Source organism: Pseudomonas sp. NPDC098740, from assembly GCF_044760065.1.
In the GTDB taxonomy this organism is placed as follows: Bacteria; Pseudomonadota; Gammaproteobacteria; order Pseudomonadales; family Pseudomonadaceae; genus Aquipseudomonas; species Aquipseudomonas rossensis.
Genome location: NZ_JBIWAM010000004.1, coordinates 90,913 through 107,732 on the forward strand (window position 1 = coordinate 90,913; position 16,820 = coordinate 107,732).

The window sequence follows — 16,820 nt, forward strand, 5'->3', positions numbered from 1 at the left end:
TCTGAAGCCTTGCCCAGCCCCTTTTTCTCACAGGAACCGACGATGACCGTCTACTTCATTGGCGCAGGTCCCGGCGACCCGGAACTGATCACCGTCAAAGGCCAACGGCTGATTCGCAGCTGCCCGGTGATCATCTATGCCGGCTCCCTGGTGCCCGCCGCCGTGCTGGAAGGCCATCGCGCCGAACAGGTGGTCAACAGCGCCGAACTGCACCTGGAACAGATCATCGAGCTGATCAAATCCGCCCATGCCAATGGCCAGGACGTGGCCAGGGTGCACTCCGGCGATCCGAGTCTTTATGGCGCGATTGGCGAGCAGATCCGCTACCTGCGCGAACTCGACATCCCGTTTGAAATCATTCCCGGCGTCACGGCCACGGCGGCCTGCGCGGCACTGTTGGGCGCGGAACTGACGTTACCGGACGTGTCGCAAAGCGTGATCCTGACCCGCTATGCCGACAAAACCGCGATGCCCGCCGGCGAAGAGCTTGGCAGCCTGGCGCAGCATGGGGCGACCATGGCCATTCATCTGGGGGTCAATCATCTGGAGAAGATCCTGGTCGAATTGTTGCCGCATTACGGCGCGGACTGCCCGATCGCGGTGATTCACCGGGCGACCTGGCCGGATCAGGACTGGGTGGTGGGGACGCTTGAAGACATTGCCGCGAAGGTTGAAGCCAAGGGGTTTCGGCGCACGGCGTTGATTCTGGTGGGTCGGGTGTTGGGCAGTGATCACTTCAGTGAATCATCGCTGTACCGTGCCGGGCATGCGCATTTGTATCGGCCCTAAGATCAAAAGATCGCAGCCTCCGGCAGCTCCTACAGGAGAACTCATTCCCATGTAGGAGCTGCCGAAGGCTGCGATCTTTTAAAGCTTCACCCATAAAAAACGGCACTCACGGGTGCCGTTTTTTCGTTTCTGCAGCGAACACCTTACTTAGTAGTAGGCGTTTTCTTTCTGCGTGTGGTCGGTGACGTCACGAACGCCCTTGAGTTCGGGAATGCGCTCGAGCAAGGTACGCTCGATGCCTTCGCGAAGGGTGACGTCTGCCTGGCCGCAGCCCTGGCAACCGCCGCCGAACTTCAGCACGGCGATGCCGTCTTCGACCACATCGATCAGGCTGACTTGACCGCCGTGGCTGGCCAGCCCCGGGTTGATCTCGGTTTGCAGGTAATAGTTGATACGCTCATTGACCGGACTGTCGGCGCTGACCATCGGTACTTTGGCGTTTGGCGCCTTGATGGTGAGCTGGCCGCCCATACGGTCGGTGGCGTAGTCGACTACCGCATCGTCCAGGAAAGCTTCGCTGAACGAGTCGATGTAGGCAGTGAAGCTTTTGAGCCCCAGCGCCGTGTCTTCAGGTTTTTCTTCGCCCGGCTTGCAATAAGCAATGCAGGTTTCGGCGTACTGGGTGCCAGGCTGGGTGATAAAGACGCGGATGCCGATGCCTGGGGTGTTCTGCTTGGAGAGCAGATCAGCCAGATAATCGTGGGCGGCGTCGGTAATGGTAATAGCGGTCATGGAAACTCCTCGCAGGCTTGGGCGCAGTTTACGCCAATCATCGCGCCGTACAAAGTCCTAGTATTTTTGTCGGGAAAGATGCGCCTGTCGATCAAAGATTCTCGTACCGGTTCATGTCCAGCACGCCCACTTCCACCGGATCGGTCTCGTGGACGTACCGGCTCAGGTCATGGAAGTAGAACCAGAACTGCGGATGGCTGCGGCGAATACCCCAGCGCTCGACGATTTTTTCGAAGCGATTAGCGTCCTTGGCGTTTTCCATCTCGCCCACGAACTCAGGCACTTGCTCGGCCGGAATGTTGAACATGAAGTTCGGATAGCTGCTGAGCACGCCCGGATAAATAGTCAATGTGTCGAGTCCTGGCTGATACCGCAGGGATTCACCGAGCAGGAACGCAACGTTACTGTGCGCGCGGTTGCGCAGCAGGCTGTAGACCTCGCGCTTGCCGCTCGCGGTTTCGATGCGCAGCAGGGTCGCTTCCGGCAACTGATCGATCACCTTCAGCCCGGCCGCCGGACGCGAAGTCAGGCGACTCAACGCCTGCTCGGCGCTCTGCGAGGCCAGATCTATGTTCGGCCGCGAGCAATAAGCACCGTCACAACGGTTGATCGGATCAGGCTTGGCGTTGAGGTCGCCGTAACGGGCCAGCAACTGCAGGGCGAAATCGCGTTTCGGGTCCTTTTCGTCCAGTACCAGCGCCGTCTCTTTGTCGTTATCGATGGACTCGTAGTCCAACCACATCTTGAATTTGCCTCCGCTCTGGTACCAGTCGTCGAGGTAATCGTCGCGCGAATCGGCCGGCATCAGGCGCAGGAAGTTTTGCTCGGCACCGTTGCGGATCAGGTCGAAGTACAGGCGCGTTTGCGCCTGATGGGAGACGTTACCGAACACGTCGAAGTTGACTGCCAACTGATAATAGGTGCGCTCCAGCAGCGGAAAGTCGAACAGCCACATCGTTTGCGGAACGTCACCGATCAGGCCTTTGTTCACCGAGGCACTGTCAAAATGCCGGAAGATCGTCAGCAGTGCGTTATCGTTGCCAGCCCATAGGGTCGACCAGCTCGGTGCCGGCGCATCGGCGTAACTGTCACGGCGCAGCGCCTCGTACTCGTTACGCTTGTTGCGGTAGTCATGCCACAGGCTCAGGACGCTGCCGACATCGTCGTTCTGCCCCGGCATCGCCAACAACGGCGTCGCCTGGCCGCGATACTTCGGATCGATGATGTAGAGGTCGTGCTCAGGCGCCTGGAACAGTGCCCAGAAGTTATCGCGGATCACGTCGGTGGCGATCTGGCCGCGGCACACAGGGCCGCGAATAAACGTACGCACGAAATATTCGGCGTTATCGAGCATGAACTGATAACGCGCCTGGGCCGGGATCGCCTCGAACGTGGTGAACGGATTGGCCCGACGCTCCGGCCCGTAGCCCGGCAAGGCGTTGACCTGCCAATTGCCGTTATAGAAGAGGCTTTTGATCCGTGCCATCTTCGCCGCGCTCAACGGGTAGGTGATGTGGGTCTTCTGCACAATCACGCCTTGCACCGGCCACAAGCGGTAATACACCTGAGTGCCTGGTTCGTCATTCGGGCGGCGTGTGTTGATCAGATCGATCGGCTGGCCAGTCGGAGTGCTCGAACGTACCCACTGAAAGAAATGCCCCGGCTCGCCGTCCTTGAAATAGAGATGAGCGAGAAACCAATGCTCGAACAACCAGCGCCCCACCAGGCTTTGCCGTGCACCCGGTGCGTTGAGCAGGTTTTCCCACTGCACCACCTGCAACGCTTCTTTGGCGCTTGGCACAAGGCCTTGCTCGTCAATCGGCGCGCCGGACGCGAGCCAACGTTGCAGCGTCTGGTACTGCTGATCGGTCAGGCCGGTGACCGCCAGCGGCATCCCCTCTTTGGGATGTGATTTGGCGTAGCCGTCGAACTCGGCCGGCAGGGCGCACATGTTTTCCCGGTTCAGGCCAAGGACGATGTCCTCCGGCAGCTTGGCATTGGGTTGCAAGGGGGTTTTGTGGCCCAACTCAAGCATCCGCGCCATCAACGCGGCCTGACTGCCCTGAGCGTCGAGCACCGAATAGAAGTCCTTTTGCTGCCAGGCGCGTTTACCGAAGGCGTCATAAAACAGCCGGGTCGGCGCGGCTGCCTGGCGGCGTTCGCCGTCGTAGACCGGGATCTTGGTCGCGCCACGGGCAGCCCCTTCGCCACTGCCCAGATTGAGCTGACAGGCGGCGTCATAGCAGGCATGGCAGGCCACGCACTTTTCGGTGAAGATCGGTTGGATGTCGCGGCTGTAGGAAATGGCAGAGGAAATGGCCGGATCCTGCGCGGCGGCGCCCCAGCTTAAAAACAGCAAAATAATGCTGATGACGCGAAAAGACATATCCCTGGTCCCGATCATGAAAAAACGCCGCGATTCTACCGGTCTGATCCCTGCACCAACATGAGCGATATTCATGCAAAACCGCGGCATGCTCTAAAACCACGCAGGTTTGCTATTATCCCGCCCCTTCGTCATGGTCTTTCCGAGTAGTCCAAATGTCCGATCGCAGTGTTCGCCTTCAAGCTCTCAAGCACGCCCTCAAAGAGCGCATCCTGATTCTCGATGGCGGCATGGGCACGATGATCCAGAGCTACAAGCTTGAAGAGCAGGATTACCGCGGCAAACGCTTCGCCGACTGGCCAAGTGACGTCAAGGGTAACAACGACCTGTTGATCCTGACGCGCCCGGACGTGATTGGCGCCATCGAGAAAGCCTACCTGGATGCTGGCGCCGACATTCTGGAAACCAACACCTTCAACGCCACCCAGGTGTCCCAGGCCGACTACGGCATGCAGGACCTGGCGTACGAGCTAAACGTAGAAGGCGCACGTCTGGCGCGCAAGGTTGCTGACGCCAAGACCCTGGAAACCCCGGACAAGCCGCGCTTCGTCGCCGGCGTGCTCGGCCCGACCAGCCGCACCTGCTCGCTGTCGCCTGACGTGAACAACCCCGGCTACCGCAACGTGACCTTCGATGAACTGGTGGAAAACTACACCGAGGCCACCAAAGGCCTGATCGAAGGCGGTGCCGACCTGATCCTGATCGAAACCATTTTCGACACCCTGAACGCCAAAGCGGCGATCTTCGCCGTGCAAGGGGTTTACGAAGAGCTCGGCGTCGAATTGCCGATCATGATCTCCGGCACCATTACCGATGCCTCCGGCCGTACGCTCTCCGGCCAGACCACCGAAGCGTTCTGGAACTCCGTGGCCCACGCCAAGCCGATTTCGGTCGGCCTGAACTGCGCCCTCGGCGCCAGCGAGTTGCGTCCGTACCTGGAAGAGCTGTCGAACAAGGCCAGCACCCACGTTTCCGCGCACCCGAACGCCGGCCTGCCGAACGAATTCGGCGAGTACGACGAACTGCCGTCGGAAACCGCCAAGGTCATCGAAGAATTCGCCCAAAGCGGCTTCCTCAACATCGTCGGCGGTTGCTGCGGCACCACGCCGGGCCACATCGAAGCCATCGCCAACGCCGTGGCCGGTTATGCGCCGCGTGAAATTCCGGACATTCCAAAGGCCTGCCGCCTGTCGGGGCTGGAACCGTTCACCATTGATCGCAATTCGTTGTTCATCAACGTCGGCGAGCGGACCAACATCACCGGTTCAGCCAAGTTCGCCCGCCTGATCCGTGAAGACAACTACACCGAAGCCCTGGAAGTCGCCCTGCAACAGGTCGAAGCCGGCGCCCAAGTGATCGACATCAACATGGACGAAGGGATGCTCGATTCGAAGAAGGCCATGGTGACCTTCCTCAACCTGATTGCCGGCGAGCCGGACATCTCCCGCGTACCGATCATGATCGACTCCTCCAAGTGGGAAGTGATCGAAGCCGGCCTCAAGTGCATCCAGGGCAAGGGCATCGTCAACTCCATCAGCATGAAGGAAGGAGTCGAGCAGTTCATTCATCACGCCAAACTGTGCAAACGCTACGGTGCCGCAGTCGTCGTGATGGCCTTCGACGAAGCCGGCCAAGCCGACACTGAAGCGCGCAAGAAAGAAATCTGCAAACGCTCCTACGACATTCTGGTCAACGAAGTCGGCTTCCCGCCGGAAGACATCATCTTCGACCCGAACATCTTCGCCATCGCCACCGGCATCGAAGAACACAACAATTACGCTGTGGACTTCATCAACGCCTGTGCCTACATCCGTGACGAACTGCCGTACGCGCTGACCTCCGGTGGTGTGTCCAACGTGTCGTTCTCGTTCCGTGGCAACAACCCGGTGCGCGAGGCGATTCACTCGGTGTTCCTGCTGTATGCGATCCGCAACGGCCTGACCATGGGCATCGTCAACGCCGGCCAGCTGGAGATCTACGACCAGATCCCGGTCGAACTGCGTGACGCCGTTGAAGACGTAGTGCTCAACCGCACCCCGGAAGGCACTGACGCCCTCCTCGCCATTGCCGACAAGTACAAGGGCGACGGCAGCGTCAAGGAAGCCGAGACCGAAGAATGGCGCGGCTGGCCCGTCAACAAGCGTCTGGAGCATGCGCTGGTCAAAGGCATCACCACGCACATTGTTGAAGACACCGAAGAATCCCGTCAGTCGTTCGCTCGCCCGATCGAAGTGATCGAAGGCCCGCTGATGTCCGGCATGAACATCGTCGGCGACCTGTTCGGCGCGGGCAAAATGTTCCTGCCACAAGTGGTGAAATCCGCCCGCGTGATGAAGCAGGCCGTGGCCCACTTGATCCCGTTCATCGAACTGGAAAAAGGCGACAAACCGGAAGCCAAGGGCAAAATCCTCATGGCCACAGTAAAAGGCGACGTGCACGACATCGGCAAGAACATCGTCGGCGTGGTGCTGGGCTGTAACGGCTACGACATCGTCGACCTCGGCGTGATGGTGCCGGCGGAGAAAATCCTGCAGGTGGCCAAGGAGCAGAAGTGCGACATCATCGGCCTGTCCGGCCTGATCACCCCTTCGCTGGATGAAATGGTCCACGTCGCCCGGGAGATGCAGCGTCAGGATTTCCACCTGCCGCTGATGATCGGTGGCGCGACCACCTCGAAAGCGCACACGGCGGTGAAGATCGAGCCGAAATACAGCAACGACGCAGTGATTTACGTCACCGACGCCTCCCGCGCCGTGGGCGTGGCGACGCAGTTGCTGTCCAAGGAATTGAAGCCGGCGTTCATCGAGAAGACTCGCCTGGAATACATCGAAGTCCGCGAGCGTACCGCCAACCGCAGCGCCCGCACCGAACGCCTGAGCTACCCGGCGTCCATTGCCAAGAAGCCGCAGTTCGACTGGAGCACTTACGAGCCGGTCAAACCGACGTTTACCGGTGCCAAGGTGCTGGACAACATCGACTTGAAAGTCCTGGCCGAATACATCGACTGGACACCGTTCTTTATCTCCTGGGACCTGGCCGGCAAATTCCCGCGCATCCTCACGGATGAAGTGGTCGGTGAAGCCGCCACCTCGCTGTACGCCGATGCCCGGGAAATGCTTGCCAAGCTGATCGACGAAAAACTCATCAGCGCCCGTGCGGTGTTCGGCTTCTGGCCGGCCAATCAGGTGCGTGAGGATGACATTGAAGTCTACGGCGATGACGGCAAACCGATTGCCAAGCTGCATCACCTGCGTCAGCAGATCATCAAGACCGACGGCAAACCGAACTTCTCCCTGGCTGACTTCGTTGCACCGAAGGACAGCGAAGTGACCGACTACGTGGGTGGTTTCATCACCACCGCCGGGATCGGTGCCGAAGAAGTGGCCAAGGCCTATCAAGATGCCGGCGACGACTACAACTCGATCATGGTCAAGGCACTGGCCGACCGTTTGGCCGAGGCTTGCGCTGAGTGGCTGCACCAGCAGGTCCGTAAAGACTACTGGGGTTATGCCAAGGACGAGACGCTCGACAACGAGGCGCTGATCAAAGAGCAATACACCGGTATCCGCCCTGCCCCGGGCTACCCGGCCTGCCCGGATCACACCGAAAAATCCACGCTGTTCAAGTTGCTGGACCCTGAGGCCTCGGAAATGAAAGCCGGCCGCAGCGGCGTGTTCCTCACCGAGCACTACGCCATGTTCCCGGCGGCAGCGGTCAGCGGTTGGTACTTCGCTCACCCGCAAGCGCAGTATTTTGCCGTGGGCAAGATCGACAAGGATCAGGTGCAGAGCTACACGTCGCGCAAGGGTCAGGAATTGAGCGTGACCGAGCGGTGGTTGGCGCCGAACCTGGGTTACGACAACTGATGGTGGTCCCGGGAGTCGACGGGTGCGACTTCCGGGGTACTTATGAAAGCTGCAGGGTTAACGTTACAGCCCCACCAGCGTCCGTTCTTTTTCAGACAATTCGCGCACCAACTTTCCTTGCTCGAAGAGAAGGTCTGCCTCTATCGCCTGCATGGCGGTTTTGTACTGCTCCTGCGCGCCTTCGCCGTAATTTGGATACGCCTCCTCTACATCATGCTCTCTGCCTGCGAAACCCTCTCGCACCTGGGCGAACCGTTCAGGGTATTTGTCCTTCAAATAGTCGCTCCAGTACTTGTGGCCGACCAAATCATCAATAAATGCCGATGATTGTTCTGCCGCGATCACTTCAGCATGGGCCGCATCCAGCATGGCAGACGAAACGTTGCCGCTGTAGCGCATGCCTCTTGGTTGCCCCGGCAACTCAAGTCGCTCGGCAAGGCCGATACGATAGGCCAACCGCACTTCCGCCGGATCAATTGAGCGGCGTTGTGCCTGTCGCTGGACAATGTCGCGGTTAGCGATTTCCTCGACTTTCCCAAGGCGAAACAGGTTCCTGCCAAGTCTGAACAAGACGCTGCCTTGTTGGCCCGGGGAAATGGACTTCGAAGTCTCAAATTCGAAAGCCTTAACTTCTATATCGCTGAACAACAGGATTTGACCATCAACGCAAGTTGCGCCAGACCTTGCCATTTCGAATATCGTATCCCTCAGACCTGCGTCGCTATCGGCCACCCTCAGTACGGTATGGACCCGCCGCACAAGATCAGCACGTCCCGTCTGAAAGTCTGCCGTACCTTCCATTTTGGTCAGCAGATTGAAGAAGAACTTACTGTTGTGCGCTTGCTCGAAGTCATTCCATATCCGTATCAATTCCTCTGAGTCGGCTGCTGACGGAGCGATCCATCGCTCACGGGCGTCGGTACCTGTCACCTCATCCATATCCACTTCTACGTCACTTGCGATCGAGTCATCGCTATCGCTGTCGCTACTGCTCTCAAACCGCTCCAGCGCCTCGTCAATCTCTCCTGCCCTCCATCCCATTATCTCCTCGCCTTCCAGCACCTGATCACGCAGCATTAGCAGGCTCTCGCCATCCAGGGTTTCGTTGCTGGCCAGATTCGTGCCCGCACGCAATACCCTGTGCTCGTCGGCCATCAGGGCCCGCGGAATGGACTCGATCATGTTGTCGCGCAAATCCAGTGCGCTGAGCGAGGGGAGCTGAAGCGCTCCCTGCGGCCAGACGACCAGGCGGTTGCCACTCAGATCGAGGGCCTGCAAACGGGTAAGAGAGCTGACATCCATCGACTCAAGCCAGTTTTCCGCCAGGTTCAATGACTCCAGGTTGCTCATCCCTGCAAGCTGACGCTGGAGCTGAGGAGCATCGGAAAAACGGTTATTGACTGCCGAAAGTCGCTTGAGGCTGTTCAGTGAGGTAACGGACTCTGGCAAGGCACTCAATGCGTTGGCATTCAGCGCCAGGGTATGAACATGCGTAAACGCGCCGAGGAAATCGCTTAGCCCCTCTTCTCTCAGATACACGTTGTTCAGGTTCAACGCACCGACATGAGCGAAGTCGGCGGGTAGAGCCGGGAGATTGCCCAAGGGGTTATCGGACAGATCAAGGATATAGCCTCCCGATGCGCTCTCCACAGCCTGCGCCCGGCGGAGGTTCTGCCTCCAGCACGCCATTATCCAGTCAGCCGCCTTACGACGCTCGGTGGCTGCTATCCACACAGGAGGAGAAGATTCACCCATCTGCTGTGGTGGGGTTTCGATCCATGTGTTCAGGGTCTTCGTCAATGCCTGATGTTGTCTGTCCCATTTGGCCAATTGCTCATACAGGGGGCCAGCGCCGCCATGGCGTAACGTCAGTTCATCAATCATCTGTATCGCCTCGGCGCCTGGCAGATCCGGGTCAAGCCTTAGCAAGCGGGCTTGCGGGGTCAAGCGTGTCAGGTCATTGCCAGGAACAACGGGCAGCGGCAATAACAAGTCCGGATTTTGCGCGACCAGAACAGGAAAGTACTCTGGTTCACCCATGGTAATGCCCGCCTGCAAGCTGGCTCTGGAGATACCCATGGGTGTTTCGGAAGAAGTACTCGCCAGCAAATCGGTGCGCGCCTTGGCCGTCAACCGACAGCCAATCATATCGATCCTTAGAGCGTCATGGCCGGTCAGGGCAGCCTCAGGAATCGTCGTGATCGCGCTGTTGTTCATCTCGAGCCTGCCGAGGCCGGACAAGTCCAACGCACCTTTTGGCCAGTCTTTAATGGCGGTATGACCCACACGCAGGGTCTTCAAGCGGGTCATGGCGCTGACATCCAGCGAATCGAGCCGGTTATAGCGCAAGTCCAGGCTTTCAAGGGCAGACAACCGGTTCAAGCGTTGTTGCATACTCGGGGTAATTGTCAGGTGATTTCGGCTCAGCTCCAGATCAGTGAGTTTTCCGAAGCTGCCCAATGCCGACGGAAGATCCTGCAGTTGATTGCCACTCAGATCCAACCCGCGAATATCGGTGAAGCCGCTCAAAAAACGACTGAAATCCTCGGATGAAGCCACCACACCCGACATTTGCAGGGTTTGCACATGGGCAAAATTCGTTGCTGACAGCGCTGGCAGTTCAGGCAGATCGCCCAGCGCCCAGCCGGACAAATCAAGATTCGATGAAATGATTTGTCGCGGCATGACAGGCCATGGCCGCACCCCTGAAGGTCCGGCCTGAGGTTGCGAAGACTGTGCCTCCTCCGTACCGCCATAGCGTTTACGCAGACCATCACGCCAGCACTCATGGATTCGCCGGGCAACGGATTCTCGTTCCCGAATGTTGACTTGCCGGCCATTGGCTCTTGCTGTTCGCTGCTGCCACGCCTCCAGTTGCTGTCGCAATGCCTGTCCATCCTGGCGCAGTGCATTGATCCGTGCCAGCAACGCCCGCCCTGCCAACCCCTCAGCCTTCATTCGCCCAAGGGCAATCTTCGAAAGCTCGTCGCTTGTCTCCAGGGCGTTCTGTAGCGTGCCTTGGCAATAACGATCCAGCATTTGCCCGGTATCCAGCAAATGCGCAGGATTGTCGTGCACATACTCGTATGCCTTTACGAAGTCCTCAGTGCTCAGCCTGGCCCAGTTGAGTTTCATGCCCGGCCACAGTGATTCATGACCGGATAGCCATTCAGCGGGAAGTGTCTTGACGCCTGAGTGAGTGAGATCCAGCGACCTGAGCTGCGGCAATTGCAGAGCGCCCTTCGGCCAGGCCTCTGTCGTCCCGTGCACACTCAACGAATGCAGTTGAGTCAGGCGACTGACATCCAGCTCGTCCGCCACCCCGGTCACGTCCAATCGTTGCAGTTGTGGCATCGCGTCTATCACCGATTGGGCAGCTTCGGTGAATTCCGGACCCAGCGGCCCTGCCATTTGCAGTTCACGGATACTCGGCAGTGCCTTTAGCCTCTCGGCCAGTTGAACCCTATCGACGCCATCCTGGATCCCCAACCTTAACGACCGGGCGTTGGGGAACTGGCGCACAAAGGCTTCCGGTGTCTGACTCAATAATCCACCAACGTTCATATTAAGACGTCTTACGTGAGGAAAGTTGCCGGCCAGTTCCGGCAGGCTGTCTGCAGCGCCCACGTCCAGAAAAACACTGGCATCGCCATCGTAAATACCCCTCTGTTGCCAGACGAATTTAATGTTTCGTGCGACTTGATGGCGGACCGTATTCTGGCCGCCGCTGTGTACCCATTGTTCGAGCTGCGCCGTCAGTGCCTCGTATTCCCGGCCCCGCACGTTCAGAAAATGGGCGATCTGCGTTTCGGTCATGCCATCAAGCGCAAGCTGGATGACCATCAATTCCGCCAACTTATCGGAGAAGTTCGGATAGACATCCCGCAACCTGGAGACCAACGAGGGATTCACCAATGCTCCGGCACCTCGCCCGCTCAATGGGTAGCCGACCCTCCCGTCGGCCAGTCGCACCGGCGGACGCAATCGTGACGTGGTGGCGTTGGGCACGAGGGTTTCCATCATCTGATCACGGTGGCCCATGGCATAAGTGGTCAATGTCTTTTGTAACTTGGCACCCTGCGCCACATTGGGCATGCCCAACTGAGTGCGGACGTCGTCCGGCAACGCATGCATGACCGAAGAGAAAAAGTTGTCGCCTTCTTTCGGCACGCTGTTCAACGAGTTTTCTTGTTGGTCGAAGGCCTGGAACTGGTTGGCTTGATGATGTTGATAGCCGTCCTTGACCAGGTATTTGACTTGCTCGGCCGTCTCGCTTCCGATGCTGTCGAGCAGTTTTCCACCGCAATCGCCCTGACGAACTTCCAGGCGCAGGTTTTTCGGCCAGCCGGGGAGTTTTTCCAGGCTGTGCAGCGCCAGGCGCTGGCTGTCGGATGACGCCATGCTCTCGAGCTGCAATCCGGCCAGGGCCTTGTTCAGCCGAGTCACCCGGGCGGGCGCACGCCCCTTGAGCAACAGACTGGTGGGGAGTCGGCCGGTTTGTTTGATGTGCAGCCGTTCCTTGGCTGTGGCATTGGCCAGGACTTCTTGCGCCGCGTCCGTCGATAGACTGGGGAAAGTACGTTGCAGCGCCTGAATTTCAGGCGTTATTGCCTTGGAATCCTGGCTGAGTTTGTCGAACAATGAGGTTTTGTTGCCCGAAAGCCGGGCGCCAAGCTGTTGTCGAAAAACCGTTTCACGCTCTGCCTCGACCCGCGCACCTTCGCCCCCCAGCAAGCGAACGATTTCTTTCTCATCCAGCGCCGCAAGCACTCGTTCGGGCAATTTCCCGGCAGACACATCCTCACGGGAAATCCTGATGCTCGGCTTCACAGGTGTCGACGCCTCACCGTAGCGGGACGAAGCACCGCTCAGGCTTGCATTGTCGAACACGTCGATCACCCGCCCCTGCGGCCAACGCGGCATATTGATCACTTGCGGCAAGACGTCGTTGTAGCGGCTGTCCGGCACCGGCTGATCGAGACGAATCTGTTCAATCATGTCATTGAGCTGACGGTCGATCTGAAACTGCCGCAACGTGTCGGATAACGCTGATGGCAAGCGCAGGTTATCCGTATGGATCTTGCGCAACGCATCGTCGTTAACGCCGCTGATATCGGCGATTTTCTCCAGCGTCGCCGCGTCAATACCGTCGGTGACCGGGCCAAGACGTCGTAACAAGGTGGCACGATCCCACTCCAGCGGGCGCTCGAAACGATGGCGCCACGCGCCCTCACCGTTGTGTTCAAGAACGGGGGAGTAAGCGTCCGGGGCCGTCGGGTGTTTGAGACGCCATTTGTTCAGCTTGGGGTCGAAGGTTTTTTCGTAGACGTTACCGTCGAGCCTGATATAGGTCTTGCCGTCCACTTCATACTGCCCAAGCTTGTTGGGCTTGAGCCCCGCCGGCAAGACCCTGTCGCTCAGGTAAGGCGTCAAACCAGGCCGCCACAACTGTTCGCTGCCAAACGGCAATTTGACCTTCACCAGGCCATCGACGATGGGTGTGGACAGCATTTTCGGCGCTTTACTGGCAACCGCACCTACGGCCGCCATGAATGCTACGTTCACGGCCACTGACTGCAAATAACTCCAGGCCTGATCCGTGTCCCCGATGCTCCAGGCTTCAACCCCGTGATAAATGTCTGTGGTCAGTTGCACAGCCATCACAGCCATCATTACCTCGCCCAGGCCAGGCACAAAAAATGCGGCCACGTTGAGTATGTTCAGTCCCCACTCGGCATAGCGGGCGAGTCGTTCATACCAGGCGTCATGATCGACCTTGGCCGTCGGCACCGCCAGTTGCTCGGCAGTCTCCTTCAGGCGCGTCTGGTGCCGCGTGTACAGCTCGCCGAACAGCTCCGTGGCAAAAAATTCTTCACTGATATCAAGAACCGGCTCGTCCCGGTAAACATTTTCGTAGATTCCGTCTATGTGCCCCAAGAGGGTCTGTTTACGGTAAGGGAAATCCGGGTTCCATTTGAGTGTTTGCAGAGCAGTCTTGATCTTGCCGAGGAACTTGCCCGCATCACCGTGGGGGATGAGCCTGAGGAAAGAGCGCTGGAAATTCACATCGCGCAGCCTGTAGCTCAGGTCATTTTCAAAGGACTTGAGCGAGGCATATTCCATGACCGGCGCCACCGGATCACCCGGAATACAGACGATGATCCGCGAGTCCTGGTAACCCAGTACGTCAAACAGGCTTACACCAGGATTGGTCACGCTGAAGTTGACCTTTTTACCTTTGCGCCGGCTTGCGCCAATGACAAACAGCTCACTGACAGGCGACCCCAGCACATGCAACTGACTGAAAGTGACGCGCTCACCGTCCAGTGTTACCGATTTGTCGCCGTTGAGCACGGCCAGCAATGTGCTGTAGGCCGATGGCGTGATCAGCGATTTGAGGTGGGCGATATGGGCATGCACCCGCAGACTGTCCTTCCACGCGCCGAGCGTTTGGGTGCGCACGGTGGCCGCCCTGTCCGCGGCGTCAAACATCGCCGTCAGGTGTTCCTGATACTGCTTGCCGATATCCAGTTCACGGCATAGCGAGGCGAAATCAGCGGGTTTTATCGGTAGTTTCTTGATCCTGTAGCGCGTTGAAGGGCCCTTTTCCGGATAGTCCCAACCGTAAGGTCCTCCTTGAGTTTCCAGATTGGCAGCCCGTTTACCTCGTTCAGCAATGACGTCACGTTCATCAAACGCCTGGGCTTCTTCAAAATTGCGCAGTGCCAGTTGCAGCAGTGTCTGGTGAGTGATGAGCGAGTCTGCAAAGGGCTCGTAGAGCCAGGTCTGCGTAACATCAACTTTCAACCCGAACTTTTTTTGCAGCGCCGCTTCGAGCAACGGTTGCGCGAATTCGGTGACCCCTTTGAGCCCGGTGAGTGTTTGTGCCAGGGTTTCGTTGGAGGTTCGACTGCGCTTCTGGTCGTCCCGTACAGTTTGTCGTTGGTCGCTGGAGGCCTTTTGAAACCAGTCCAGCATGGCATTTTCGGCCAGGCCTCCCGGTGTTCTCGCCCGATCCAGAGCCCGGATGTTTGCCGGGGTCAGGTGGCGTATCCGATCGTGCAGCTTTTTTTTGATGAAATGGTTGTGAAGGCCCTTTTCCTGGGCCGATGGGATTCCACTCATGTGGCAATACCTGATGCTGTCAAATGAAGCACCAGTCAATCAGCAGGTTTGTCGTCCAGGGCGGTACATATTTATACCGGATAGCGCCGGGGTCGATCTTCTTTCAGGGGGTTGTCTATGCTTGTCTTACTCAAACGGGAGACGAGGGGTTTATGGACGATCCAGCCGACAACAAGCCGCCCACTTTCTGGCAGATGCTGCACAGCGTCATGGCGGCGGCGTTCGGGGTGCAGAGCGGGAAGAACCGGGCGCGGGACTTCACTCACGGCAAGCCCAGTCATTTCGTGATTCTGGGGATTTTGTTCACCGCGGTGTTCGCATTGACGCTGTATGGCATCGTGCAACTGGTGGTGCATCTGACCGGGGTTTAGCGCATCAAGGTTTGCAGGCTGAACGGATAGCGATACGACGTCGACCGGCCCTTGGCTGAAAGACGGCGGAAGTTCACACCGTAATCCGGTGATTTCCCCATGGCCAGCAATCGCCTGGCCTGTGCCTTGTCGATCAGTTGCAGCAACGGGATTTGCCGGTCTCGGCCGCCGTATTGGCTGAGATCCACGCCCTGTTCAAGATCATGCAACTCCACCAGCGCCCAGCCGCCCAACGTGAAGTGCCCGCCCAACAGCACGCTTATGCGTCCGTCGACCATCGCCTGTAACGCCGCCGGCGAGGTGTTGACCGCACTGAACAACGCATCCTTGCCGGGTATCCCACCCGTCTCCGAATACGCCTGCATGGCGCCAAACGCCATTTCGTCATTGGCTGACCACACCAGCGAGACCTTCGGGTAACGCCGGAACAACAGTTTGGCCTGTTCATAGGCCCGTTCCCGGGTCCAGCCGCTGTAAACCAGTTGGCGCAAGCGCACTTCAGGGTGCTCGGCCAAGGCCCGCATCATGCCTTGCTCGCGCAGTTGCGCCGAAGGGGTAATCTTCAGGCCGGAAAACGCCAGCAACTCGATGACCTGACCGGGCGCCGCGGGCGGATGCTGGCGAATCAGTTCCTTGAGCATCAGGTAGCCACCCTCCTCATCGTTGGGCACCAGGCTGCCCAACTGATCAGAGCGATCTCCCAGCAGACTCTGCTGATTGGCCGTCAGCGAAGCGTTAACCATAAACAGCTTTACCCCGCTGCCCTGAGCCAGGCGAATGATCTGCGGGGCGACGTACTGTTCGTTGGCGAACACCAGATAGTCCGGACGATCAGGGCCTTGCAGCGCCTGACGGGCTTGCGCCAGCGTGAGCTCCGGCATGCGCCGGGAATAGAGAATTCGCAGATCAATGCCCAGATCCGTGGCTGCCGCGTGCATGAATTGCGAATAGCTGATCCAGAAGGCTTCGTCAGTCTTCCCGGGATTCAGGAACAACACCGATTCCGCGCGCACACCGGGTCCATAAACCGCGCCGCACATCAGCAGGAATGAGTAGAAAAACTTCAACATTGATCGTCCGAGCCCCCCGGCAATTCGCCGCGCATTATAGCCAGCGAAGTCCCGGAAAACGGCGTTTATTCGGGTTATTGTCCGACAATCGTCGGAATCGGGCCCGGACGGGGTCGGTTATTGATGGCTGACCCAAAATACCGCGGTGCCCACGACCAGGATGATCAGGAACAGAATGGCCCAAGCATCGACCGTGCTATCGGGTTTTGACGTTTTGGTAGGGTTGCTCATTGCATCGCCTCTTGTCGGTTTTATCGGTGATTGCATAAAGACTCGAGCACAGTTAAGACGATGATTGCCCGCACCACAAATGTGGGTTTTAGAGCGATGAGCCTCATTAGTCGTTTTGGTTCTTTACATATACTCAAACATCACTTTTGCGCATAACTGCAAACTGGTATCTTGCCCCGGCTCCGTTGGGAGTGCGCGGCCGTGCGCGCAGAATTGCCGAGGCAGCATCGGAGACTTCTAGGCGAAAAAC

The 16,820-nt window shown here is 58.3% G+C and carries 7 protein-coding genes; 3 read left to right on the forward strand and 4 right to left on the reverse strand.

What is annotated here, in order from left to right:
- The first annotated feature begins 42 nt into the window (after window positions 1-42).
- Window positions 43-789, forward strand: a complete 747-nt coding sequence (cobM, locus tag ACIQU2_RS06500) for a precorrin-4 C(11)-methyltransferase (RefSeq protein WP_347805970.1) — start codon at window positions 43-45, stop codon at window positions 787-789.
- 147 nt (window positions 790-936) lie between these two features.
- On the opposite strand, the gene nfuA is transcribed toward cobM, so the two are convergent.
- Entirely contained in the window at window positions 937-1,521 is a 585-nt protein-coding gene (gene nfuA, locus ACIQU2_RS06505; RefSeq protein ID WP_008150988.1) for a Fe-S biogenesis protein NfuA, read from the reverse strand.
- Window positions 1,522-1,612: 91 nt separating this feature from the next.
- Window positions 1,613-3,907, reverse strand: a complete 2,295-nt coding sequence (locus ACIQU2_RS06510) for a fatty acid cis/trans isomerase (protein WP_403139483.1) — start codon at window positions 3,905-3,907, stop codon at window positions 1,613-1,615.
- Between the two features lie 155 nt (window positions 3,908-4,062).
- Here ACIQU2_RS06510 and metH point away from each other — a divergent pair, with 155 nt between their 5' ends.
- Window positions 4,063-7,773 carry a methionine synthase gene (gene metH / locus ACIQU2_RS06515; protein WP_403139485.1) on the forward strand — a complete coding sequence of 1,237 codons (3,711 nt, stop codon included), beginning with the start codon at window positions 4,063-4,065 and terminating at the stop codon, window positions 7,771-7,773.
- A 63-nt stretch (window positions 7,774-7,836) separates the two neighbouring features.
- Here the strand turns inward: metH and ACIQU2_RS06520 are convergent, their stop codons facing one another.
- On the reverse strand, window positions 7,837-14,898 hold the full coding sequence (locus ACIQU2_RS06520; protein ID WP_403139486.1) for an NEL-type E3 ubiquitin ligase domain-containing protein: 7,062 nt from the start codon (window positions 14,896-14,898) through the stop codon (window positions 7,837-7,839).
- Window positions 14,899-15,050: 152 nt separating this feature from the next.
- Between ACIQU2_RS06520 and ACIQU2_RS06525 the strand changes: the two genes are divergently transcribed.
- Window positions 15,051-15,269, forward strand: coding sequence for a DUF2970 domain-containing protein (locus ACIQU2_RS06525; RefSeq protein ID WP_074877590.1), 219 nt, complete (start codon window positions 15,051-15,053; stop codon window positions 15,267-15,269).
- Here ACIQU2_RS06525 and ACIQU2_RS06530 read toward each other — a convergent pair.
- Entirely contained in the window at window positions 15,266-16,339 is a 1,074-nt protein-coding gene (locus tag ACIQU2_RS06530) for an ABC transporter substrate-binding protein (RefSeq protein ID WP_347805508.1), read from the reverse strand. The two genes, ACIQU2_RS06525 and ACIQU2_RS06530, sit on opposite strands and share 4 nt — an antisense overlap.
- Window positions 16,340-16,820: the final 481 nt, after the last annotated feature.